This window comes from Alkalibacillus aidingensis, assembly GCF_014595945.1.
Taxonomy (GTDB): Bacteria; Bacillota; Bacilli; order Bacillales; family Alkalibacillaceae; genus Alkalibacillus; species Alkalibacillus aidingensis.
This window is the reverse complement of the sequence record NZ_JABXWU010000001.1, coordinates 471,553-494,073: the sequence shown is the minus strand read 5'-3', so window position 1 is coordinate 494,073 and position 22,521 is coordinate 471,553. Positions and strand designations below refer to the sequence as shown.

The window sequence follows — 22,521 nt, the reverse complement described above, 5'->3', positions numbered from 1 at the left end:
AAAGTCATAAAGATTGACTTAAGGGACAGCCCTTTTTTAGGCTGCTTCATCTGATTCGTCTACTGGTAAGTCGATACCAAATTCATCGTCATCATCTATAGGCTCTTCATCGTCATTCTCATCGTCATCATTGTTGCCATCCTCATTTTCTTCCTGTTCTTCATTTTCTTCTTCGTCATTTTCAGCTTCTTCATCTTCTTCTTCGTTTTCTTCTTCATCATCACCAAAGAAGTCGTCCCAGAAGTCAGAGTCTTCATCAGGGATATCAATGGATTCAGCAACAGGTTCACTTCTATTGTCTTGATTGTCAAGATCGTAAACGCTTATTTCAAATGTGTAAGTTTCGCCAGGTTCAACGTTTCCAAAGATATATTCAGTTTCCGTTAGACCATCTTGATTTTCAATGACGTCACCATCCATTAATACATCAACTTCAAAAGCAAGTTCGCGTTCATCGTCATCTTGTGCATGCTGCCAATTAGCTTCTATTAACTGCTCTTCATCATCAAAGTTAAGGGTTAATTGTTCGACCGGGTCAACTACATCATATTCTTCAGAAATTTCCGTGGGTTCATTGCCACTAACAAATAACTCAGTAACAATTTGGTCTGATGGTGTGTATTCGCTAGGTAATCGAGCAGGATTGGACCCTTTTTCAACATCAACATCAACTACCGAGTTTGGTCGGGTAAAGTCGGATGTTTCAGTACCTTCAGATAGATGAGACATTAGATTTTGTAAGATAGGTCTCGTTACACTTGTTACGCCAGGTCTATTATCAGAATATCCATTCCAGATAGAAACAGTATAATTCGTCGTGTAGCCAACAATCCATGAATCTCGGTCATCGTTTGTTGTTCCTGTTTTTACTGCTACTGGTAAATTACCGAAGTTTAGACCACTGGCTGTTCCACCTGAATTATTAACTGTATCTTTGAGCATGTCTGTAATCATATACGCTGTATAATCGGACATCACCGGTTTATTTTCATAGTCAGGCTCAATGGTTTCACCGTCGCGATATTCTATTTTAGTAATCGAATGAGGTTCATTATAGATCCCCTGATTACCAAAAGCAGCATAAGCTCCACTCATTTCTAGTGGGTTTGTTTGTAACCTGCCACCACCAAGAGCGAAGTTTTCATCTGCTTGACCTTCAAAAGTGATGCCTAACTCTTTAGCAAAATCAGTAGCCTGTGATTGGTCGATTTCCTGGAATGTCTGAACAGCTGGTACGTTTAACGAGCGGTACAGTGCCTCACGCATTGATACCCAACCATAGTATTGATTTCTAAAGTTTTGGAATCTAGCTTCTTCTCCACCTTCACCGTGCCAAGAGAACCTGGCCTCTGACTCGTCATCATAATACTGGTGGTATGTGGACCTTTGCTCTTGTTCAATAGCGGGTCCATAAACAATAATAGGTTTAATAGCTGATCCAGGTTGTCTGCCTTCACGGTTTATGGCGTAGTTAAACCCAGCACCAACACCCTCATCTTTGTTTCGTCCACCACCAATGGCTAAAATTTCTCCTGTCGTTGTGTCTGTAACAACAATTCCTGACTCTAATTCTTGATCAGGGTAATCAATTGGACTCTCGTCACTTAGTAAATACTCAACTTGATCTTGTGCTTTAGGGTCAAGCGTTGTGTGAATGGTCAATCCAGCTGTTCCAACATTCATATCTTCATCGATTAAATCTTCCGCTTCGTTTAGTACACGATCAATAAATGAATCATATTTAACTTCAGACTGATATTCACCATGAATCATATCTTCAACCGGAATTTCTTTAGCCTCTTCAGCCTCGTCTTCAGATATCTTATCATGTCGAACCATTAAATCAAGAACAGTGTTACGTCTACTTTCAGCTAGATCTGGATTCTTAATTGGATCGTAAGCAGACGGCCTTTGTGGGATTCCGGCTAACAGTGCTACTTCAGCTATTGTTAAATCATTTAAATCATCTTTGCCAAAATAAACTTCGGAAGCTCTTTGAACACCATAGATGCCATTTGAATAATAAATCTTATTTAAATACATCATAAGAATCTGTTCTTTAGAATATTGACGTTCTAGTTGGAAAGCTAGATACTGTTCCTGAACTTTGCGTTCCATTTTTTTGACATCAGTTAAAAGGAAGTTCTTGATGACCTGGTGGGTTATCGTACTAGCTCCCTGAGCCCCGTAACCGTCCGTAATATTAGCGATGATTGAGCCTCCTAATCGTCTAAGATCAATTCCATTGTGATCAAAAAATCGGATGTCCTCAGCAGCTAAAACAGCATCTTCTAATAAAGGTGATAAATCCTCATAATCGATAACTTCACGGTTTTCAGCACCTAAGTCAGCAACATGGTCTCCATTTCGATCTAAAATCGTTGTAGATGCTGGTACTTGTAGTTCTTCAGCGTTTAGATCAGGTGCATCTTTGATAAATGAATAAAGAACTCCAATACCTACAACGAACCCTATTAAACCTATAATTAATAAAGTAGTAAATATCTTTTTCCAATTTAATTTTTTATTTTTCTTTTTGGCTTGCTTTTTCTTCTTACGACTTTTAGCTTCTTCAGCCATACGAATCTCCTCCGTTAATATACATCGTCAATTACTTGAAGATAATCAACTTTTGCTTGTAATTTAAAAGGGATCGAATAACCATTTTCTTTAATAAAAGAATAGGGTATTGATTTCCTTCCATCTTGGTTTTGTGCTTCTTGCCACACCTTTAAAAATGGACGAATGAACAAGAGAAAAGTTTCATTCCTTAATGAAAATCTGATGACAAAAAAACAGATTCCTCCATGTTCATCGATTCTACGCATATGTTCAACCTGGTGACTATGAATATTGGTTAAGGGTAGTGAGTGTTTATTTTTAGTTTCTTTAGCCTCAAAATCAATGTGCCAGCCACTATAAATTCCATTAAAGTCAGTAGTTGAAGGTCTTCTATAGTAGGCTTCCTTAATGACAGCAGCACTTCTTTTTGGATAATCAACCTGCACTACTTGAATCGGGGTTGGCTTTTTATGAATGACGGCTTTACCCGATTCTAAATAATAGTTATTCGTCTCTACGATGTCCTTTTCGAGGGTCATCCCTCTATTAGCAAATGACTTCTTTTTCTTATTTTGCGTAAAGGATTGATTAGCTAGTTGATCAGGTTGTCTACTCCCTTTAGGATACTTCAACGTGATTCCCCCTATCATAAATATTATAGCAAATTTTAATTTAAAAAGATTTGGATATACTGTGACTAGCAGACTAGATCATAAAATAACAGAAATAAAGGATGGCATTATGATACCTCTTTTGGTTAATTACATTAAAGAACAAACCTATAAACATAATCAAAATAATGTGACTAGAACGAAAGCTTACCTAGACTTTTACCAAGAACATCCAGAAGTAAAGTGGTCGTTTTTGGCAAGCTTTGTTTCAAGAAATACAGGGTGGAACATGACCGACCTACAGTCTCAATCGTTTGAGTCAATGCTAAGTAAACAGCAATTGAAGTCACTCTATTTAACATATGAAAGCATCAATTGGTTTATCTTTCAAGATGCCTTCCCTCAATTACTGATATATAAACTTTCTAAGCAACAAAACAAGCCATTATTTTTCTTGTTTAAACATTTTCATATCTCGTCGATTATGGAGAGGGAATGGTATGCATTTTATCAAAAGCGAGATAAGAATCGATTGATGTATTCACAAATTATCAATGAACAACAATTAATTCAACAACCGATTATTACTAATAACCCTTATCGTCAATCTGTATTTCGTTCATTACCTTATCGGCTTCAAGAGATTCTACATCTTAATGCTGTTTTGTTACCGACTGAGCATGGGAAGCTTTACGGTGAATTTGTACCTCATTTTACACCTGCGAAAAAAAGGATTAAATTTGGAAAAAAGATAGCTGCCATTCTCTTTTATCCTTATTTATATCCTTTATTCCATGATTTCGCCTATCATGTTGACGTTACAGGGAGTCGTGAAGAGTATGAACAATTTATGGACCATCATACTAAATTAGCTACTCGACCACTTATGGAATTATATCGAAATACAGATCATGTAATTACTGAGTCTAGAGAAGATTGGTCAAGAAAGACTAAAATCAAACGTAGTTGGTGGAAAGAGCCTAAGCTAAGAGAAATTGAACCTATTGGATCATCCTTTTACCATAAAAGAGAACAGCTTAACGAGCTTGCCGGTATTAAGACAAAATATAAAGATACCCCTGTCGAAAAACAGTAGATAGCTAGAGGTTTTGCCTATTACATTCTAGTTTTGTCAAGTGTGAAGGATATCAATGTATCAATAGCAAACTTAGACGGTAGAAAGGGGGAATACGGGTGAGTTCAGTTAAGTTGAATCATCAATATTCGAATAAGGAGAAATTAATCCATTCATTTGGCAAATTAGAGATGGCGTTAGATCAATTGAAAGATCGTGTACAAGATGTATATGAGAAAAAGTAGTGAAACGATAGTCAGTTGCATAAATTCGTGATACATTAAAGTAGAAGGGTGATTATAATGAATGAGTTTATGCAACTAACAGTAGAATTAAGAGAAGAAATCTTAGAGGGTTGTTTGGATCGATATGAGCACGGGCAGAAATATGACCGTAAAAACTACGATCATTTTTATTATATTAAAGAAGAAACCAAACCATTATTTGAAAAAATCGAAACCTGGGAAGAAGACGCTCAAGCAATCGTTCATAAACTGCCTATTTTTCCAAACCAAATTCAAAATACGAAAGATAATCTAGAGATTATGATTCTTCATAGCTATTTTCACGATGTAAGAAAGAAACGGTTCATGGAGTTATACCATTCAGTTATGTATAATTTGGACATTGTGTTAAATCAAGAAACATCATCTTGAAATTCATTAAGTTATGATTATAATAGAGATACGACACATCATTTGAGGTGAGAAATAGATGAACAAGGATCAATTAGTTAATGCAGCTAAAGATATGTTAGACCGTGCATTTGTACCCTATTCAAAGTTTCCAGTAGGTGCGGCTTTGTTAACAAAGGACGGTAAAGTTTATCAAGGTTGCAATATTGAAAATGCAGCTTATCCTGTAACTTGCTGTGCTGAACGCGTAGCTATTTTTAAAGCGGTTTCAGAAGGTGAACGTGACTTTGAAGCGTTAGCAGTTATTGCTAATACAGACCGACCAGTTCCTCCTTGTGGGGCGTGTAGACAAGTGATGAGTGAATTCTTTTCACCAGATATGTCTGTTTATATTACTAGTAAGGATATGGAAGTAAAAAGTACAACTGTTGAAGAACTTTTACCTTTTTCGTTTACTCCAGAGGATTTAGAAAAGGGTAGACAGTCATAAGTATTATTTGGCTGTGTTAGATAGTTTTTTTAAAATGAATTTAGAAGAGCTAGTTAAAACTAGCTCTTTTTTTGATATACTATACATATGAGTATAAAATCAATTGCCATTACTGGTTATAAACCGCATGAACTGAACATATTTAAAGAAAAGGATACCAAAATCGACGTAATCAAAGAAGCGCTTAAAAAGAAGCTTTTACCGTTGTTAGAAGATGGGTTAGAATGGGTTGTTATTTCTGGACAGCCAGGTGTTGAAACGTGGGCCTTTGATGTGATTCAGTCACTTAAGGAGAACTATTCGGTTAAAATTGCTGTAATTCCACCTTTTTCAAATCAAGAAAAAGTATGGAAAGAGGACAAACAATTAAGATATCAACAACTACTTAACGGTGCTGATTTTTCAAAGCCACTTAGTGAGAAAGAATATGTAAGTCCAAAGCAGTATCAGACAAAAAATCGCTGGATGGTTGAGAAGACGGATGGTTGTTTAATACTGTTTGAAGAAGAACACGGCGGGTCACCAAAATTTTTTTATCAAACAGCCTTAACCTATCAAGATCATCATTTGTATGAAATAATCGTGCTTGACGCTTTTGAATTAGATGAGGTGGCTCGTGATTTGCAGGAATCAGGATATTGGAATAACTGATGTAAGGGGGATTCAGTGGAAATGAAGAAAACAAATTTATCAAGTCAAGAAATTTTAGACAAAGAGTTTAAAACCTCAATAAGAGGATATAATCAAGATGAGGTTGATGAATTTTTAGATGTGGTCATCCAAGATTATGAACAATTTCAAAAGGAAATAAAACGGTTGAATGAAGAATTAGAAAGAATAAAAAACGCTACAGGCTCAAATGCGCAATCATCACAAACACGTGGGCCAGTAAATTCTGATATTTTACAACGTTTGTCGAACTTAGAAAAAGCAGTGTTTGGAAGGAAACACTCAAACTAATTGGCAAATATTGCATTGGCCATGTAAAGGTGTATGTGCTATAATACTTAACTCAGGCATAAGTAAGGAAACATAAATGTCAACATAATCGCTCAAGCATTTGCTTGAGAGGAAAGTCCATGCTCACACGGGCTGAGATGCTCGTAGTGTTCGTGCTTGACGAAACCATAAGTCAAGGGAGCTTTTTAAAAAGCTTACGGCAGGGAAACAGTCTAAGTCCTTTAGGATATGACTGGATTACCTTTAAAGTGCCACAGTGACGAACTTAATTGGAAACAATTAAGGTGGAACGCGGTAAACCCCACGAGTGAGCAACCCAAAATATGGTAGGGGCACTTTTTGCAGGGAATTCAACCTAGCAAAAAGACAAGTCTTATGGCTTGTAGATAGATGATTATGGCTGGAGTACGAGGTTGACCACCGTTTGTAGTACGAAGGAACAGAACATGGCTTATGAGACATTTATGGGTCAATTCTTACTTATGCCTGAATTTATACATATTTTGAGTCGTCGTTCGAAAGGAATGTGTGTATGACGAACCAAGTGACATTAATAGCTACTGCAGCAATGGGACTAGAAGCATTAGTCAGAGACGAGGTCATCGATTTAGGTTATACAGATGTAACAACGGATAATGGTAAAGTTATTTTTAACTCAGATATATCGGGTATTGCTAGATGTAATTTATGGTTAAGAACGGCAGACCGAATCAAACTTTTGATGAAAGAATTTCCTGCTTATACGTTTGATGAGCTATTTGAGCAAACTAAGGCTTTACCGTGGGAAGATTGGTTACCTGAAGATGCATTCATTCATGTCGTTGGGAAATCACATAAGTCGACATTGTACTCCGTTCCCGATTGTCAATCGATTGTTAAAAAAGCGATTGTATCAAGACTTCAAGATGCTTATCATGTTCATACGAGGTTAGAAGAGTCAGGGACGAGATATAAAATAGAAGTGGCCATTCATAAAGATCGAGTTACCATGACGATTGATACAACAGGAGTTGGATTGCATAAGCGTGGATATCGAGTATCGCAGGGAGAGGCGCCACTTAAAGAAACATTAGCTGCTTCATTAATTAAATTAACGAATTGGACACCTGATCAACCTTTTGTTGATCCCTTTGCCGGTTCAGGAACGATTCCGATCGAAGCTGCACTAATTGGACAAAATATTGCTCCCGGATTTAATCGTGAATTTTCTGCAGAAGAGTGGGATGTGATTCCACAATCTATATGGGATCGTGCATTAGAAGAGGCTGAGGATTTAGCGAATTATGATCAACCACTTGATATTACCGGAACTGATATCAGCCATCAAGCCGTAGAGATGGCTACTGAAAATGCAATGGAGGCTGGACTAGCTGATCTTATTACCTGGAAGCAGATGCAGGTAAAGGATTTCAAACCGAAGACAGATTCTGGTTATCTTGTGGGTAATCCACCGTATGGTGAAAGGTTAAGCGAGAAAGAAGAGGTTGAAAGTATATATCGCAGTCTAGGTGAGATTATGAAAGACTACCCACAATGGAGCGTGTATATTATGACCTCACATCCGGGCTTTGAAAAGCTTTATGGGAAAAAAGCTTCTAAGAAGAGAAAACTCTTTAACGGGTTTATTCGAACAGATTACTACCAATTTTTTGGCAAGAAATAAATACTCACAACAAGAAGGCTATTCAACCAACAGAATAGTCTTCTTTGTTATATGTTTAAAAAGGGAGAGAAATTTATGGAATCATATTTACCTAGCTTTAATTTAACAGGAAAGAATGCAGTTGTAACAGGAGCGACTAAAGGAATTGGACGAGCCATAACGTTAGCTTATGCAGAAGCCGGAGCTAATGTTGTCCTAATTTCACGATCAGAAGATGATCTGAAGACATTGTGTAACCAAATTGAAAATGATTTTAATGTCTCGGCACAATACATTGCAGCATCTGTTACTGACCATCAAGTGATCACGGAAAAGCTAGATCAATTATTTGAAACTCAATCCATTGATATTTTGGTCAATAATGCTGGTATGAATATTCGGTCAGAAGCTTTTGACGTCAGTGAGCTGGAATGGTCCAGAATTGTGGATACGAATATGAAAAGTGCCTTTTTCTTAACACAGTATGTAGCACGTAAAATGTACGAACATCGTGTTTCAGGAAAGATTCTTTCTGTGACATCGGTTGCCGGTCAAACAGCATTAAGAACCGGGGTTGTTTATGGTATGACAAAAGCAAGTCTCATTCAAATGACCAAAACACTCGCTATTGAATGGGGGAAATATGGAATCAATATTAATGCAATCGGACCGTGGTACTTTCCTACAGCCTTGACTGAGAAGTTGTTACAGAATGAACAATATGTGAAAGAAATAAAAGAACGTACGCCTCTTGGAAGAGTAGGGGAACTTGAAGAGATTGCTGGTCCTGCTGTATTCCTTGCATCAGATGCCAGTGATTATATTACAGGTCAAACCCTAATGGTTGATGGTGGTATGACGATTTATGGATTTTAGATTAGCATAAGATAACAGATTATGGTTATGGTAATTAAAAAAAGGATGTCATGAATGGCCATTATTTCTTCAGTAGGAACGGCAGTACCACCACATAAAATGGAGCAAGCTGAGGTTAAGCAATTAATCAAAAGTTTAATCTCCGACCCACAATTACATAAATATTTAACCGTATTTGATGAAGCACAGATTGAACAAAGGTATTTTGTGGCTGATTCTGCCTGGTTAAAACTTCCTCAACCTTTCAGAATGAAAAACCAACTATGGGTCGATCAAGGTGTTGAGTTAGCTGTTACCTCTGCTGAAAAATGTATAAACCAAGTGACAGGTTTTTCGTTCAAGGATATTGATGCGATTATTTCTATTACCAGTACAGGGATCCTCACTCCATCTTTAGATGCTTATTTATTAAATCGTTTAGAGTTGAGAGAGGACATTAAACGGACGCCACTTTTTGGATTAGGTTGTGCTGGTGGTGCAAATGGGTTGGCGCGTGCTTTTGAATTCCTAAAGGCTTATCCAGATCAAAGCGTCCTTTTAGTGGCAGTGGAATTAGCGTCAGTGGCTTTTCATCCGGATTGTTTAGATACTAAAGAAATTGTAGCTTCGGCGCTTTTTGGTGATGGAGCGGCTGCTGTTTTACTGTTAGGGGAAAAGCATTCTAAACGAAAGATTTTAGAAAGAACCATGCTGATTAGAGATGCTAGTTCTAGAACCAAACATCATTCCATGGATGTTATGGGGTGGGAAGTAGGTAATGATGGATTCCACGTTGTTTTTGATAAGGTTATTCCACAATTGATCAAACCATTTTGGCAGCCACACTTCAAAGAGTTAATGCAAAAGCATGGGATAGATCCAGATCAATTAGCATATTTGATTGTACACCCTGGTGGTAGAAAGGTAATCGAAGAAGTGGGACAAATAGTGAATCCAACCAAATTGTCATATTCAAGGATGACCTTAAAGCAGTTTGGTAATATGTCCTCACCAACGGTTCTTTTTGTTTTAAATGAAGTGTTAAAACGACCTTCGATTGATAAAGGTCATGCTATATTATCGGCATTAGGACCAGGATTCTCTTCGGAACTACTTCTTCTGGAGGTGGTTTAACCGATGATTTACATGCTAATAATTATTTATTTAATTAGTTTAAGACTATTGGAGCTAATGATTGCGAAATCAAATGCACGCTATCAAGTAGAAAGAGGAGGGGTTGAGATTAAGGAGTCATATTATCCCTTGATTGTCTTAACTCATATTCTATTTTTAATCAGCTTGATTAGTGAGTCCTATCTTTCGCATGGGTTTGAGACTCCATTTTCAATTACCTTTTTTCTGATTTTTGTGACCTTACAACTGTTGCGAATCTGGGTGATTTTATCTTTAGGGAGAGCATGGAATACTAAGGTGATTGTCAATCCAAATGAGGGTCTTTTAGTTAGAAATGGGTTATATCGTTATATCAAACATCCGAACTATTGGATCGTGTTTCTGGAATTAGTATTTATCCCACTATTGTTTTCTGCTTATTGGACTGCGATGGTTTTCCCAGTATTACATGTATTACTAATGTTAAAGCGCATCCCGGTAGAAAACGAGGCGTTGAGGCGATACCTAAGTTGAAGATAATGATAAACGGGAGGGGAAAATGTGATTATTTCAGCTACAGAGGCCTACTCCAAATCGAAAGATGGAGAGGTCATATTTGTTGATTGTCGCTTTGATTTACAAGACTCATCAAAAGGAAGGGGCTTATTTGAACAAGAGCATTTACCAAATTCAATTTATTTTGATTTAGAAGAGGATCTTAGTGGTCCAGTTGGGGAAAGAGGAGGACGTCATCCACTGCCTAATTTAGAGTCGTTTACAAATAAATTAGCGGCTAGCGGGATTACACCTGATTCAACATTAATTGTATATGATAATAATTACGCCTTTGCTTCAAGGTTTTATTGGCTGATGAAATTGATAAGGCATAAGACGATTTATCTCATTAATGGTGGGTTTAATGCTTGGAAAGAAGCTGGTTATCCAACCACCGATGAACAACCAGTAAACTCAGCTAAAGGTCATTACGGTCCGTTTGAAGTTAATCGAGAAATAATAGCTGTTCAAGAAGAGGTATTTAAAAGTATAAATGAAAAAGGTGTTGCCATTATTGACTCAAGAAGTTACGAGAGGTTCTCCGGTCAGTTTGAACCGATTGATCATAAGGCAGGACATATTCCAACAGCTAAGAACTATGATTGGCAAAATTTATTTGAAAAAGGGTATTTCAAATCAACTAAGGAGTTAATGAATTATTTTAAAGATTTAGCTGGTGCCAACCAAATCATTGTATATTGTGGTTCAGGAGTTACCGCAGCACCAAATGTGTTAGCTTTATGGCAGTGTGGGTTTTCAAACGTTAAATTGTATGTCGGAAGTTTTAGCGATTGGATTTCTAACGACCAAAATGAGGTAAGTACACTTTAATGTCACTTCATTAACATGCTTCGCTTTCCATGGGCACGGCTTCAGCTAACTTGGGAAGAAAAAGCACTTCCCAAGTGAAACTTCAGCTCGTGCTATTCTCACGATGGACAGGACGGACAAGTGTCGGTGATGCCACAGAACGTGGCTTTTTTCACCGACTAGTAATCTACGCATGTTGATTCCACCTAGTACTGCTCACCTAACCAAGTTCAATTTTCAACATGACAGTTGTAACAATAGACGGCACATCACATTTAGTATAGAGCCAGAAATGAGGGTGAATGCAAAAAATCGGCAACCACATAAGTGATTGCCGAATTTATTTTGGTTTTTAATATTTGTTAGTTCAATTATTTTTTAGTTACGTTAGATGCTTGTGGACCACGGTCACCTTCAACGATTTCGAAGTTAACCTCTTGTCCTTCGTCTAAAGTCTTGAAACCATCCTGATTAATAGCAGAGTAGTGTACGAATACATCGTCTCCACCTTCTACCTGGATAAAACCATAACCTTTCTCTGCGTTAAACCACTTTACTACGCCGTTTTGCATTTTAAAAATCCTCCTAAAAACTGCCACCTTAAAAGGTGTTTTATTTCACAACTCAGATGTGAAATGGATAAAAAAATAACTTCTTAAGAAATGAAGGATCACAAATTACACCTTTCACTTCTATAGAAGTTACGTGACTTTCTTTATGATACTTCACATCTTCATTGCAATTTCAGTATACTTAATTTAATGTAGTGAGTCAAGCTAGAACTATTTCCAATAACACTAATATATGTTTAAGGGGGGAATTTGTGTGTTGACGTTAATTGGTTTAACAGGCTGGGGAGATCATCAAGATATTCATCAAGCCGAAATAAATAAACGACATAAATTAGAAGCATATGCTGCACATTTTCCTGTCGTTGAATTAGATAGTGCTTTTTACAGTATTATAAAAAAAGAGCAATACGAAAAATGGTTAGATCAAACACCGTCAAACTTTTCGTTTGTGGTCAAGGCTTATCAAGCATTTACGGGTCATGATCGGAAAATGTATACACGAAAAGAAATGAAAAGTTTGTTTAATGACTATCAGGCAAATCTTGAACCATTGCGAGATGCTGGAAAATTACAATGCATATTGTTTCAATTTCCACCTTGGTTTGATCTTAACTCCACTCATATTAATCGCTTAAAATTTATACGTGAGCATTTTAAAGATTATCCAATTGCTATAGAGTTTCGTAACAGAACTTGGTATGATAAGCGTATAAGAAAAAAGACCATTGATTTTCTAAATGAAAATCAATGGATTCATACCATCTGTGATGAACCTCAAGCAGGTGTTGGTTCAATTCCGACTGTCCTAGAGGTTACCAATCCGCAGCAGGCTTTAATTCGATTCCACGGCCGAAATGTTTATGGCTGGAATCATAATGGGCAGGAAAACTGGCGAGAGGTTCGGTTTTTATATAATTATTCGATTGCTGAACTATCCGAATGGGTTGATCGAATTCATCAACTTAAACAACAGGTAGACCAGTTATCCATATTATTTAATAACAACTCTGGTGGGCATGCGTATCAAAATGCAAAAACTCTGCAACAAATGTTGAATATTTCTTATGAAGAGCTTAATCCTAAACAAATTGACTTATTTTCTGACGGTTAATTTACTGGTTGACGGATCTTGCACCTAGGTACCGGGAATCCCAATATTGCTCTGACATATTGCTGATTGTTACACCGTTAGATAACCCAGCATGGATAAACTGTCCGTCTCCAATATAGATACCGGCATGTGAAGGTCCGGGTTTGTAAGTTTCAAAAAAGACGAGATCACCCACACTTGGCTGTGAGACTGGAGATGTGACATTCCAAATATCATTCACTGTTCTAGGTACTGAGATATCATGCTGTGAAAATACATATTGTAAAAACCCACTGCAATCAAAGCCACTAGGTGATTGCCCACCCCATCTATAAGGGGTACCTAGATACTCTTTGGCTGTTGCGATCACGTTATCGTGAGATACTGAAGCAGTTGTTAGTTGAATTGATGACTGATTTGATTGATTTTGTGTGCCTGAATTTTGATTATTTGTGGTTGTCTGGGATGTTGCAATAGCATCTAAATTAGATAAGTCCATCGACTGATCAGATATTTGATTAAATGCCTTTAGAGCCTTTTTAGTATTTTGACCCACATGACCATCTACATTGTCATGGTAAAGACCGAGAAAGCTTAGTGCTTGTTGAATTTGCTTAACTTTACTTGATTGTTCACCAAAAGCGATTTGCTCACCGTGCTTTTCAATTAAGCTAATGTATTTGTCATGTACCATATGGTCAATTAACTGCATGGTCTCCTGATTTAATTCACCGTTTGCCTTGATGTTTTGATCGACTTGAAAGCTTTTGACTGCATATTCAGTTAAGGCATTATAATGATCAGTGACTTCTCCAGGATAATAGTCGACAGTTTTTAATTTCCTATGTAATTGGACGACGGATTCACCGTGATCACCATAAGAGAGCTGTTGAAGTTCTTTTATTTGTTCTTTAGTGTATGCATCAGTCGGTACATGGAATACAAACGGAGAGCTTAAGGCTAAGCTTCCAGCCATTGCACTAATCATGACATTTCTTGCACGTTTCCGTTTGACCACTTTATCAACACCTTTTCATTATTGTTCGATATAAATTTATATGGTTTATATAAATCATTTATGTATTAAAAAATTGTAATAAACATATGGGGTGAATTATATGAGTATTAAAAATGAACCTGCTTACCTTGAATTATGCCGTTACGTCCTTACTAATGGTATTGACCGACAAGATCGAACGGGAGTGGGGACTAGGTCTATATTCGGCTATCAAATGAAGTTCAATCTCAAGGAGGGATTTCCACTCTTAACGACCAAAAAAGTTCCCTTCCGATTAATTGCTAGCGAGCTACTTTGGTTTTTGAAAGGGGATACCAACATTCGTTATTTATTAAAACACAATAACAATATATGGAATGAATGGGCCTTTAAAAACTGGGTAGAAAGTGATGAGTACTCTGGTCCTGATATGAGCAATTTTGGTATTCGTGCTCAACAAGATGAAGAGTTTAATCAACTGTACCAAGAGCAGATGAAGGAGTTTAAACTAAGAATTTTAGAAGATGATTCATTTGCTGATAAATATGGTCATCTTGGAGATGTTTACGGAAAGCAATGGCGACATTGGAAAAGTACTCAAGGTGAAACAATTGATCAAATAAGTCAAGTTATAGAAGATATTAAAAAGAATCCACAATCGAGACGATTAATCGTATCTGCATGGAATCCAGAAGATATTCCAACTATGGCTCTACCACCGTGTCATACACTATTTCAGTTTTATGTTCAAGACGGTCAGTTATCATGTCAACTATACCAACGTAGTGGTGATTTGTTTTTAGGAATTCCGTTTAATATCGCTAGTTATGCACTGTTAACTCACTTAATAGCAAAAGAATGTGGATTAGAAGTAGGGGAGTTTATTCATACCCTGGGTGATGCTCATATTTATCACAATCATTTTGATCAAATTAAAGAGCAATTGTCTAGAACCCCTAGACAAGCTCCGACTCTAACACTAAATGACTCTAAATCTGACATATTTTCTTTTACGGTTGATGACCTGTCAATAGAGGGTTATCAACCACACCCAGCCATTAAAGCACCTGTAGCCGTGTAATAAGGAGGAGCAAGCTTATGTATTCATTAATTGTGGCGATGGATGAGAACCAGGCAATCGGATATAACAAAGGTATGCCGTGGCATTTACCCAATGATCTAAAATATTTTAAAGAAGTAACCCAAGGGCATCCTATTGTCATGGGACGTAAAACCTTTGAATCAATTGGCAGACCACTTCCCAAGCGACACAATATCATCATGACAAGAGATCCACAATACCAGCAAGAAGGGTGTACCATCATTCATAGTTGGGACCAACTAAAGGAAGTTGTGACGGATGAAAATGAAGTTTTTATTATCGGGGGTTCAGAATTGTTTCAAATAGCCATGCCCCACGTCAGTCGAATGTATCTAACAGTGATTCATGAACAATTTCCTGCAGATACTTATTTTCCAGAGGTTGACTTTTCAGAGTGGAATCTTGTCAAGAAAATTCGTGGTGAACGTGATGAAAAAAATGTTTACGGGCATACGTTTTACGTATATGATAGAAAATAAATTGAACATTTTATAACATAACTGATTTATGTTTGCAAAAATGAATGAAATAAGCGACAATAAGCGTAGGATAGTAACGATTGGCAGGTGTTATGATGACGGTAGGTATTCCAGGCTTAATTTTAATTATATTAATCCTTTTAATTATATTCGGACCTAAGAAATTACCTGAGTTAGGTCAAGCATTAGGTCAAACTTTAAAAGAATTTAAAAAATCAACTAACGAGTTAACGAACGAGCAAGAAGATCAACCTAAAAAGTAACGGTTAGATCTTACTAACCTCTAATGTATTGGAGTGATTTTATGCCTTTTGGTAGTATTGGTTTACCAGGTTTAATATTAATACTTATTGTGCTTTTGTTAGTATTTGGTCCGTCTAAATTACCGGAGATTGGTAAGGCGTTTGGATCATCTTTAAAAGAGTTTAAAAAAGCAACGAACGATCTTATGAGTGATGATACATCAAATACAAACAAGAAAGATTCCGACACACATAACCAATAAGCTTGCATGTCAAGATGTAAGGGAGTCCCTTACATCTTCTTTTATGACGGTTATCATAATCTGTTTTTTTGTGGTTTGATACAAGAGGGTGAAGGAAATGACGAATGAACAATTGAGCCATCAAGAAGAGATGGATTGGACAGAACATTTAGGTGAATTAAGGAAACGTTTCTTCTGGAGTATGCTAATCTTTGTATTAGCTTTTGGTGTGGGCTTTTTCTTTCGAGAAGAAATTTATTTATATATTGAACAGGACGTTCCATTTCAATTAACGGTACTTAGCCCTTTCGATATAATTTGGGTTTACGTGATTATTGGTGTTATGGCAGGACTCATTGTTACGATTCCGTTTTTAGCGTTCCAACTTTGGTTATTTATTAAACCGGGCTTAACTAAACATGAAAAACGAGTGAGTTTACTTTATGTACCAGCTATATTTTTATTATTCATGTTAGGTTTAGCTTTTGGTTATTTTGTCATTAAAGATTTGGTGTTGAACTTTTTACTAAACCTAAGTGATGGATTAGTTAATGAAATGTTCACAGTTAATAATTATTTTCGATTTATTATGCAAATTACTATTCCTTTTGCATTCTTCTTTGAGGTTCCTTTAATTGTAATGTTCTTGACTAGCCTAGGAATCTTAACACCAGAGTTTATGAAGAGAACTCGTAAATTTGCTTATCTAATCTTAGTGATAATAGGTACGATGCTATCACCACCAGATTTTATCCTCCAGTTAGTGGTGGCTGCACCATTAATCGCTTTATACGAACTAGCCATTATCATGTCTGGATTTGTTTACCGTAAGAGGAAGAAGAAACTTGAAAAATTAAATGAGGAAGACAATCAGGATTCTTAAAAAGCAGGTGTTATTATGCGATCGTTTTACCATTATGTGATGCGTTATCGTGGTATTCATGAAAAAAGTGATTATCGTAAACAATTAGCTGACTGGATGTTTCACGACCACGATTTTCCCAAACAGTCAAGTAATTATGATGAGCTTACTAGCTATTTGGAGATGAATAGTCCGTTTCCGGAAGCCTTAAGGATTTTTGATGAACTTTGGAATGAATATCAAGCGTAGTGATTCGGTCAGGTAAACAGTCACAAATGTCATGACTTAAATGTGTATTTAAAAAGCCAGGTGATCATTCACCTGGCTTCTTTACATGGAGGCAGACTAGCAAACGTAGGCGCTACCTACTATAATTAACAGAATGAATAGTACAACGATAAGTGTAAATCCACCACCGTAGTATCCTTTACTCATTTGGCATACCTCCTCATAGGGGGTTTCATTGTTAAGTTATGCAGGTTAGGTGATATGCGTATGGGCTATTAGATCATATTGAATGTTAGATAACGGTTGATATGATAACCTTTAAAAAAGTTAAAATCATATTATAAAATAACAATATATGACAGGAATTTGGGATCTTAATGGCGAAAATAGTGATTTCCTGCGCTTTCCCAGGAAATAGATTGATAATGGAGGAGAATGATGGAGCTACATACGGATTGGAACAGCTTATTAAATGACGAAATTAAAAGCAAATGGTTTAGGGAACTTGAAGGTTCACTAAAACAATTATATCAATCAAAGGTTATTTACCCACCATATAATCAGATCTTTAGAGCCCTCAACTTAACCTCTTTTAAGGATACTAAAGTAGTTATCCTAGGCCAAGATCCATACCATGGGGAAAAACAAGCGAATGGCCTTAGCTTTTCTGTTAACCAAGGAACTAAAATCCCACCATCTTTAAAAAATATTTATAAAGAGTTGGCAGAAGATATTGGATGTGACATTCCTGAACATGGAGACTTGACTCATTGGGCTACAGAAGGAGTTCTGTTATTAAATACGATTTTAACTGTTGAAGATGGGAAGCCTAATTCTCATAAATTATTAGGGTGGGAAGAGTTAACTAATCAAATCATTGAGTTGTTAAGCAATTACAAAGACCATGTGGTTTTCATTCTTTGGGGAAAACAAGCCTTAGAGAAGCAGAAATTTATTGATCAAACGAGACATACGATTATACACGGTCCACACCCTAGCCCCTTATCAGCTTACCGAGGATTTTTTGGGAGTAAGCCGTTTAGTCAAACGAATCACAATTTAATACAAAACGGGCAAGAGCCCATTAATTGGTGTATATAATATTTGCCTATACAGGATATGCTTTCATCCCGTACACTATAATAGTTGATTGAAGGAGGAATGAAGGATGTATCCTGTACGACCAAATCCGTGGAATCAACCACCAAGAGGAAACCCTTTTCATCCAAAGCCATCAGTAATCGATCAGATTGTATCAAAATTTAAAGGATCTAAGCAGCCCACCGACCCATTTCAATTTGGTGCAGGCCCTGTTCAACATGGAATCAATAATTATCAGACTTTACATGAGACCTTAAATCATGTACAAAAAGGATTAGGGATGGTGCAGCAGTTTCTCCCAATATGGAAGCAATATGCTCCGTTGATTAAAAATGCACCGATGTTCATAGATATGGTAAAATTAATGATGACTGAAGATGAATTGTCAGAAGCTGAAACCAATGAACAACCAAAAAAGGTTGAGGATAATTCCACAACAGCAATGCATTCGGTTTCGCAAACTTCCAAACAAACGAAAGAAACAACTCGTCGTTCATCTCAATCCAAACAAGATGAGTTGCAAGGTTTACCAAAACCTAAGCTATATATTTAAATCATGTACTCCTAGGAGTGATTCAATGAGTCAATTAAAGAAAGCGACCTTTGCTGGTGGGTGTTTCTGGTGTATGGTCGAACCCTTTGACCGCCGTCCGGGAATTTATGAAGTGGTCTCTGGTTATACGGGTGGACATACAGAAAATCCAACCTACGAAGAAGTTTGCTCTAATACGACAGGTCATTTGGAAGCAGTACAAATTACGTACGATCCTGATGTTTTTCCATATGACCAGCTATTAGAGCTATACTGGCAACAAATCGATCCGACCGATAACGGTGGGCAGTTTAATGATCGAGGAGAATCGTACAAGCCAGCTATTTTCTATCATGATCAAGAACAAAGAGAATTAGCAGAACAATCCAAGCAAGCGCTAGAGAATAGTGGTAAATTTTCTAAACCTATTGTTGTTGAAATTAGAGAGGCAACCAAGTTTTATCCAGCTGAGGAAGGGCATCAAGATTACTATAAAAAGAATACCTTTCACTACAAACTATATAAAAAGGGCTCTGGTCGCCAAGATTTTATCAACAAGCATTGGTCTAATAACCAAGACATTGAACAACTGAGAGAACATCTGACAGATATACAGTATAAGGTAACTCAAGAAGATGCTACAGAACCTCCTTTTCAAAATGAATACTGGGATCACGAAGAAGAGGGGATATATGTAGATATTGTTAGCGGTGAACCACTGTTCTCTTCCCAAGATAAATACGATGCTGGCTGTGGTTGGCCAAGCTTTACGAAGCCAATTGCTCCCTTAGAAGAAGAATTAGATACATCATTTGGAATGCGAAGAATAGAGGTTAGAAGCCAACATGCCGATTCACATTTAGGACATGTTTTTGATGATGGCCCTAAAGACCAAGGTGGTATGAGATACTGTATTAACTCAGCTGCTCTGAGGTTTATCCCCAAAGAACGTCTTGAAGAAGAAGGTTATGGAAAATATAAGCAGTTATTTAATAATTAATCAAACGTTTGTTTAAATTAAGAGAAAGGTGATAACAGATGATTCATAAAACATGGGAAAACAATGAAACAATGAAACAGATTAAATGTGTTCACACGGATGCTAAGAAGTTTACAGTGGAAAATGTTTTAACCCCGGGGAAAACATATGAGGTCAAGAATGAATCAGAGGAGTTCTACTTTGTCATTGATGACCTTGGAAAAATGGCTGGCTTTTACAAAGATTATTTTGAAGTGATTTAAATAAGAAGAAGTGGCGAATCGTTTTGAAGATTCGCCACTTTTTTAAATAGATTGATTAACTAAAAAGATTCCTAACATTTTTTCATACAACTCATCTAATTGGCTAACCGACAAAGGATTCACACCACTGCCTAACTCGATCGTAAACCCAGGCCTTCTGAAGTCCTGTATAAACCAATCTTTATATCCTGCATGGCTATCAACATACCTGATCGGGTGGTAACCACTTACACGTCCGTATTCACTAGCTATGGTTTGTGAGATCGGAGGTTCTAATCCTTCATATCCCCAAAAAATAATTTCTCCCTGTGTGTGTAATGCTAATACTCGATCGAAATCTTTTGCAAGTGTCAAGTTATAAATGGCCAGGGCTTCTGGTTCGGTTAGTGGACCATAACCTGGAAAATCACGAGGCGCAGGTTGTTTAGGTTTGCGAGCACTTTCGATATTCCAATTAGCGGGAAATTGATTATTTAAATCAACACCACGTATGTTTGCTTTCCATCCGCTAAAATCTAATTGTTGTTGATTAATGTCTAATACTAAATCGCGTAGATTAGGGTCTTCAGGAAGCCCTTCATTAAGTAAATCTACTCCATCTGGATTGACCATGGGAACCAAACTAAGCGTGATCTCTTGAAAGTAATGGTGCATATTCAGACCACGTATCGGCTGATTATTGGTAAGAGCATATAAATAATCATCGATGAAACGCATGATAACAGAGGTGGTTATCGATTCGTGAGCATGAATTGATGCATTAGCATGGATATGTTGCTCTCCATTCCCAATTACAACCTCATAGATGGGTTTACCAGCAATCGATTGACCAATTTCGTTTAAAGAAAAGAGTGGATAAGCAGCTTGGAGCTTATATAAATCCTCTTCCATTCGACGAAATGTATAAAGTTGTTGATCATTAATAATCCGATTTCTCTTCACAGCATTTTCCCTCCCCATTCAATAAAATGTATGTTAATGAGTGAGTGAATTTGCACATTTTATGAAAAGTCATTATAATGTTGGATAGAATTTCTGCTAAGACGTAGTTATTCGTGGAAATTAGTGATATGATTTTAAATAAGAAATAATAAAAGGAGGGGTTAGCTTGGCATTCGTAATATCTTCACCATGTAAAGATGAAAAAGCTGCGGAGTGCGTAGATGTATGTCCGGTTGACTGTATTGAAGAGGGTAAAGACATGTTCTATATAGATCCAGATATTTGTATCGATTGTGGAGCATGCGAAGCTGTTTGTCCGGTAGAGGCGATCTACCACGAAGACGAGCTTCCTGAGGAAGAAAAGGAATATATCGAAATAAATCGTAAATTCTTCCAAGAATAATCATGCGCCTAGAAGAGACTGGATATTTATTCAGTCTCTTTTTTCTTCATATATGTAAAATGAAATAATGATAATAGGGGAATGCAGATGTATAATAAAAGTGAAGCAAATATCGAACAAGTTTTTGCTTGGTTTCGTTGGATTTTATTGATTGGTGTGGCCGGCCTATATTTTTTAGTTGAAGACCGAGCCTTCTTTACTGTCGATTTAGATACTTTTACCTATATACTCACTTATGGTGCTATTTATAGCTTGGTTATACAGTTAGGGATGTATATCTTTAAGCGATTTCAGAAAATGCAAAGCTCCCTTAAGTGGGTAAGTTATTTAATGGATTTTATTTTGTTTTTTGGATTAATCGGAATAACCGGCGGCGTCTATAGTCCGTTAGTTTTTTTAACATTGGTATGGCTGTTACATATTGCTAATTCCTTTAAGACTAAAGGTTTATTAATAGCGATTATTTTAGCATTAGTGGGTTATACAACAACAGGGGTCATTTTAGAACAGTTTAACGGGGACGCCGTTTGGACATATGTGTCAACTGTCAGTCTAATGGTTATTACTGGATTGATGATTGGACTAATAGTTAGTCGTCAAGTTAGAAACCTATACCCGGAAAATATTAATTACCAAGAAGATGCGCTAATGGATTATATTACGGGATTATATAATCATCGTTCTTTTCAAAACACGCTGTATAAACTGATCCAGGGACAAAAACCAATCTCTATTGTACTAATTGATATTGATGATTTTAAAGCCTTAAATGATCAATATGGACATACAACCGGGGATCGAGTGTTATCGATTTTAGGTAAAACATTTGTGTTCTGGGTCGATAAACGCGAGGGATATTGTTTCCGTGTAAGTGGCGATCAGTTTGCGATCATCTTATTTAATACCAATAAGAAAACAATCAAACAACATATAACACGCTGGAATAATTATTTTAATGAACATATTCAATTACTTGAGGAATTACAGGGAAAACAAATGACAATGAGTTATGGTGTCGTCAATCTAATTGAGTCTGACAATCGAGACAGTCTATTGAAAAGAGCTGAAGAATGCCTACAACTTGCGAAACAAAAGGGTAGAGGACAAGCAATCTTTGATGGGACATTTAAGTAGTAAGTGCTATTCTAAATAAAATGTTATTAATTGAGTTTAGAAATA

The 22,521-nt window shown here is 36.7% G+C and carries 30 protein-coding genes and 1 other RNA gene; 25 read left to right on the top strand and 6 right to left on the bottom strand.

Annotation, left to right across the window (positions count from 1 at the left end; all coding sequences use genetic code 11):
* Positions 1-36 precede the first annotated feature (36 nt).
* Both HWQ49_RS02525 and recU read right to left on the bottom strand, forming a co-directional pair.
* Positions 37-2,580: a transglycosylase domain-containing protein gene (locus HWQ49_RS02525; protein ID WP_188205990.1), complete on the bottom strand. Its 2,544-nt coding sequence runs from the start codon at positions 2,578-2,580 to the stop codon at positions 37-39.
* Between the two features lie 14 nt (positions 2,581-2,594).
* Positions 2,595-3,200, bottom strand: a complete 606-nt coding sequence (gene recU, locus HWQ49_RS02520) for a Holliday junction resolvase RecU (RefSeq protein ID WP_317450908.1) — start codon at positions 3,198-3,200, stop codon at positions 2,595-2,597.
* A gap of 103 nt (positions 3,201-3,303) precedes the next feature.
* On the opposite strand from recU, the gene HWQ49_RS02515 reads away from it, so the two are divergent.
* From HWQ49_RS02515 to HWQ49_RS14735, 12 genes are all read left to right on the top strand, one after another.
* Complete coding sequence (locus HWQ49_RS02515) at positions 3,304-4,269, top strand: DUF2515 family protein (RefSeq protein ID WP_188205988.1); 966 nt, start codon at positions 3,304-3,306, stop codon at positions 4,267-4,269.
* A gap of 98 nt (positions 4,270-4,367) precedes the next feature.
* Entirely contained in the window at positions 4,368-4,493 is a 126-nt protein-coding gene (locus tag HWQ49_RS14740; protein WP_262926652.1) for a hypothetical protein, read from the top strand.
* Between the two features lie 57 nt (positions 4,494-4,550).
* A complete protein-coding gene (locus tag HWQ49_RS02510; RefSeq protein ID WP_188205987.1) occupies positions 4,551-4,904 on the top strand; it encodes a DUF1798 family protein in 354 nt (117 codons plus the stop codon).
* 58 nt (positions 4,905-4,962) lie between these two features.
* Positions 4,963-5,373, top strand: coding sequence for a cytidine deaminase (locus HWQ49_RS02505; RefSeq protein ID WP_188205986.1), 411 nt, complete (start codon positions 4,963-4,965; stop codon positions 5,371-5,373).
* An 87-nt stretch (positions 5,374-5,460) separates the two neighbouring features.
* A complete protein-coding gene (locus HWQ49_RS02500) occupies positions 5,461-6,024 on the top strand; it encodes an SLOG family protein (RefSeq protein WP_188205985.1) in 564 nt (187 codons plus the stop codon).
* 21 nt (positions 6,025-6,045) lie between these two features.
* A complete protein-coding gene (gene gpsB, locus HWQ49_RS02495) occupies positions 6,046-6,333 on the top strand; it encodes a cell division regulator GpsB (RefSeq protein WP_188206512.1) in 288 nt (95 codons plus the stop codon).
* A gap of 76 nt (positions 6,334-6,409) precedes the next feature.
* An RNA gene (gene rnpB / locus HWQ49_RS02490) (RNase P RNA component class B) lies at positions 6,410-6,792 on the top strand.
* Between the two features lie 73 nt (positions 6,793-6,865).
* A complete protein-coding gene (locus tag HWQ49_RS02485) occupies positions 6,866-7,996 on the top strand; it encodes a THUMP domain-containing class I SAM-dependent RNA methyltransferase (protein ID WP_188205984.1) in 1,131 nt (376 codons plus the stop codon).
* A gap of 75 nt (positions 7,997-8,071) precedes the next feature.
* Positions 8,072-8,851: an SDR family NAD(P)-dependent oxidoreductase gene (locus tag HWQ49_RS02480; RefSeq protein ID WP_188205983.1), complete on the top strand. Its 780-nt coding sequence runs from the start codon at positions 8,072-8,074 to the stop codon at positions 8,849-8,851.
* 54 nt (positions 8,852-8,905) lie between these two features.
* A complete protein-coding gene (locus HWQ49_RS02475; protein ID WP_188205982.1) occupies positions 8,906-9,964 on the top strand; it encodes a type III polyketide synthase in 1,059 nt (352 codons plus the stop codon).
* 3 nt (positions 9,965-9,967) lie between these two features.
* Entirely contained in the window at positions 9,968-10,477 is a 510-nt protein-coding gene (locus tag HWQ49_RS02470; RefSeq protein WP_188205981.1) for an isoprenylcysteine carboxyl methyltransferase family protein, read from the top strand.
* 27 nt (positions 10,478-10,504) lie between these two features.
* Positions 10,505-11,329, top strand: coding sequence for a sulfurtransferase (locus HWQ49_RS14735; protein ID WP_188205980.1), 825 nt, complete (start codon positions 10,505-10,507; stop codon positions 11,327-11,329).
* A gap of 350 nt (positions 11,330-11,679) precedes the next feature.
* Here the strand turns inward: HWQ49_RS14735 and HWQ49_RS02460 are convergent, their stop codons facing one another.
* Positions 11,680-11,880, bottom strand: coding sequence for a cold-shock protein (locus HWQ49_RS02460; protein WP_188205979.1), 201 nt, complete (start codon positions 11,878-11,880; stop codon positions 11,680-11,682).
* Positions 11,881-12,136: 256 nt separating this feature from the next.
* Between HWQ49_RS02460 and HWQ49_RS02455 the strand changes: the two genes are divergently transcribed.
* Positions 12,137-12,991 (top strand): DUF72 domain-containing protein, encoded by an 855-nt coding sequence (locus HWQ49_RS02455; RefSeq protein ID WP_223155023.1) that lies wholly within the window; start codon positions 12,137-12,139, stop codon positions 12,989-12,991.
* A 1-nt stretch (position 12,992) separates the two neighbouring features.
* On the opposite strand, the gene HWQ49_RS02450 is transcribed toward HWQ49_RS02455, so the two are convergent.
* Positions 12,993-13,988 (bottom strand): C40 family peptidase, encoded by a 996-nt coding sequence (locus HWQ49_RS02450; RefSeq protein WP_188205977.1) that lies wholly within the window; start codon positions 13,986-13,988, stop codon positions 12,993-12,995.
* A gap of 100 nt (positions 13,989-14,088) precedes the next feature.
* Here HWQ49_RS02450 and HWQ49_RS02445 point away from each other — a divergent pair, with 100 nt between their 5' ends.
* From HWQ49_RS02445 to HWQ49_RS02420, 6 genes are all read left to right on the top strand, one after another.
* The gene (locus HWQ49_RS02445) at positions 14,089-15,048 is read left to right on the top strand and encodes a thymidylate synthase (protein ID WP_223154950.1); all 960 of its coding nucleotides are present in this window, start codon (positions 14,089-14,091) and stop codon (positions 15,046-15,048) included.
* 17 nt (positions 15,049-15,065) lie between these two features.
* On the top strand, positions 15,066-15,548 hold the full coding sequence (locus HWQ49_RS02440) for a dihydrofolate reductase (RefSeq protein WP_188205976.1): 483 nt from the start codon (positions 15,066-15,068) through the stop codon (positions 15,546-15,548).
* Positions 15,549-15,640: 92 nt separating this feature from the next.
* Positions 15,641-15,811: a twin-arginine translocase TatA/TatE family subunit gene (gene tatA / locus HWQ49_RS02435; protein ID WP_317450907.1), complete on the top strand. Its 171-nt coding sequence runs from the start codon at positions 15,641-15,643 to the stop codon at positions 15,809-15,811.
* 41 nt (positions 15,812-15,852) lie between these two features.
* Complete coding sequence (gene tatA / locus HWQ49_RS02430; protein WP_188205975.1) at positions 15,853-16,053, top strand: twin-arginine translocase TatA/TatE family subunit; 201 nt, start codon at positions 15,853-15,855, stop codon at positions 16,051-16,053.
* 97 nt (positions 16,054-16,150) lie between these two features.
* Positions 16,151-16,915: a twin-arginine translocase subunit TatC gene (gene tatC, locus HWQ49_RS02425; protein ID WP_188205974.1), complete on the top strand. Its 765-nt coding sequence runs from the start codon at positions 16,151-16,153 to the stop codon at positions 16,913-16,915.
* A gap of 15 nt (positions 16,916-16,930) precedes the next feature.
* Positions 16,931-17,143 carry a YozE family protein gene (locus HWQ49_RS02420; RefSeq protein WP_188205973.1) on the top strand — a complete coding sequence of 71 codons (213 nt, stop codon included), beginning with the start codon at positions 16,931-16,933 and terminating at the stop codon, positions 17,141-17,143.
* Positions 17,144-17,239: 96 nt separating this feature from the next.
* On the opposite strand, the gene HWQ49_RS02415 is transcribed toward HWQ49_RS02420, so the two are convergent.
* Positions 17,240-17,329 carry a YjcZ family sporulation protein gene (locus tag HWQ49_RS02415; protein WP_188205972.1) on the bottom strand — a complete coding sequence of 30 codons (90 nt, stop codon included), beginning with the start codon at positions 17,327-17,329 and terminating at the stop codon, positions 17,240-17,242.
* Between the two features lie 228 nt (positions 17,330-17,557).
* Here HWQ49_RS02415 and HWQ49_RS02410 point away from each other — a divergent pair, with 228 nt between their 5' ends.
* The 4 genes from HWQ49_RS02410 (at position 17,558) to HWQ49_RS02395 (ending at position 19,997) form a co-directional block, all read left to right on the top strand.
* On the top strand, positions 17,558-18,223 hold the full coding sequence (locus tag HWQ49_RS02410) for a uracil-DNA glycosylase (protein ID WP_223154948.1): 666 nt from the start codon (positions 17,558-17,560) through the stop codon (positions 18,221-18,223).
* Positions 18,224-18,290: 67 nt separating this feature from the next.
* The gene (vrrA, locus tag HWQ49_RS02405; RefSeq protein WP_188205970.1) at positions 18,291-18,776 is read left to right on the top strand and encodes a VrrA/YqfQ family protein; all 486 of its coding nucleotides are present in this window, start codon (positions 18,291-18,293) and stop codon (positions 18,774-18,776) included.
* A 25-nt stretch (positions 18,777-18,801) separates the two neighbouring features.
* The gene (gene msrA, locus HWQ49_RS02400) at positions 18,802-19,755 is read left to right on the top strand and encodes a peptide-methionine (S)-S-oxide reductase MsrA (RefSeq protein ID WP_188205969.1); all 954 of its coding nucleotides are present in this window, start codon (positions 18,802-18,804) and stop codon (positions 19,753-19,755) included.
* 38 nt (positions 19,756-19,793) lie between these two features.
* Positions 19,794-19,997 (top strand): DUF6501 family protein, encoded by a 204-nt coding sequence (locus HWQ49_RS02395; RefSeq protein ID WP_188205968.1) that lies wholly within the window; start codon positions 19,794-19,796, stop codon positions 19,995-19,997.
* Positions 19,998-20,039: 42 nt separating this feature from the next.
* Here the strand turns inward: HWQ49_RS02395 and HWQ49_RS02390 are convergent, their stop codons facing one another.
* A complete protein-coding gene (locus HWQ49_RS02390; RefSeq protein WP_317450896.1) occupies positions 20,040-20,939 on the bottom strand; it encodes a M14 family metallopeptidase in 900 nt (299 codons plus the stop codon).
* A 166-nt stretch (positions 20,940-21,105) separates the two neighbouring features.
* Between HWQ49_RS02390 and HWQ49_RS02385 the strand changes: the two genes are divergently transcribed.
* Positions 21,106-21,342, top strand: a complete 237-nt coding sequence (locus HWQ49_RS02385; protein WP_188205966.1) for an indolepyruvate ferredoxin oxidoreductase subunit alpha — start codon at positions 21,106-21,108, stop codon at positions 21,340-21,342.
* 87 nt (positions 21,343-21,429) lie between these two features.
* A complete protein-coding gene (locus HWQ49_RS02380; RefSeq protein WP_188205965.1) occupies positions 21,430-22,476 on the top strand; it encodes a GGDEF domain-containing protein in 1,047 nt (348 codons plus the stop codon).
* Positions 22,477-22,521: the final 45 nt, after the last annotated feature.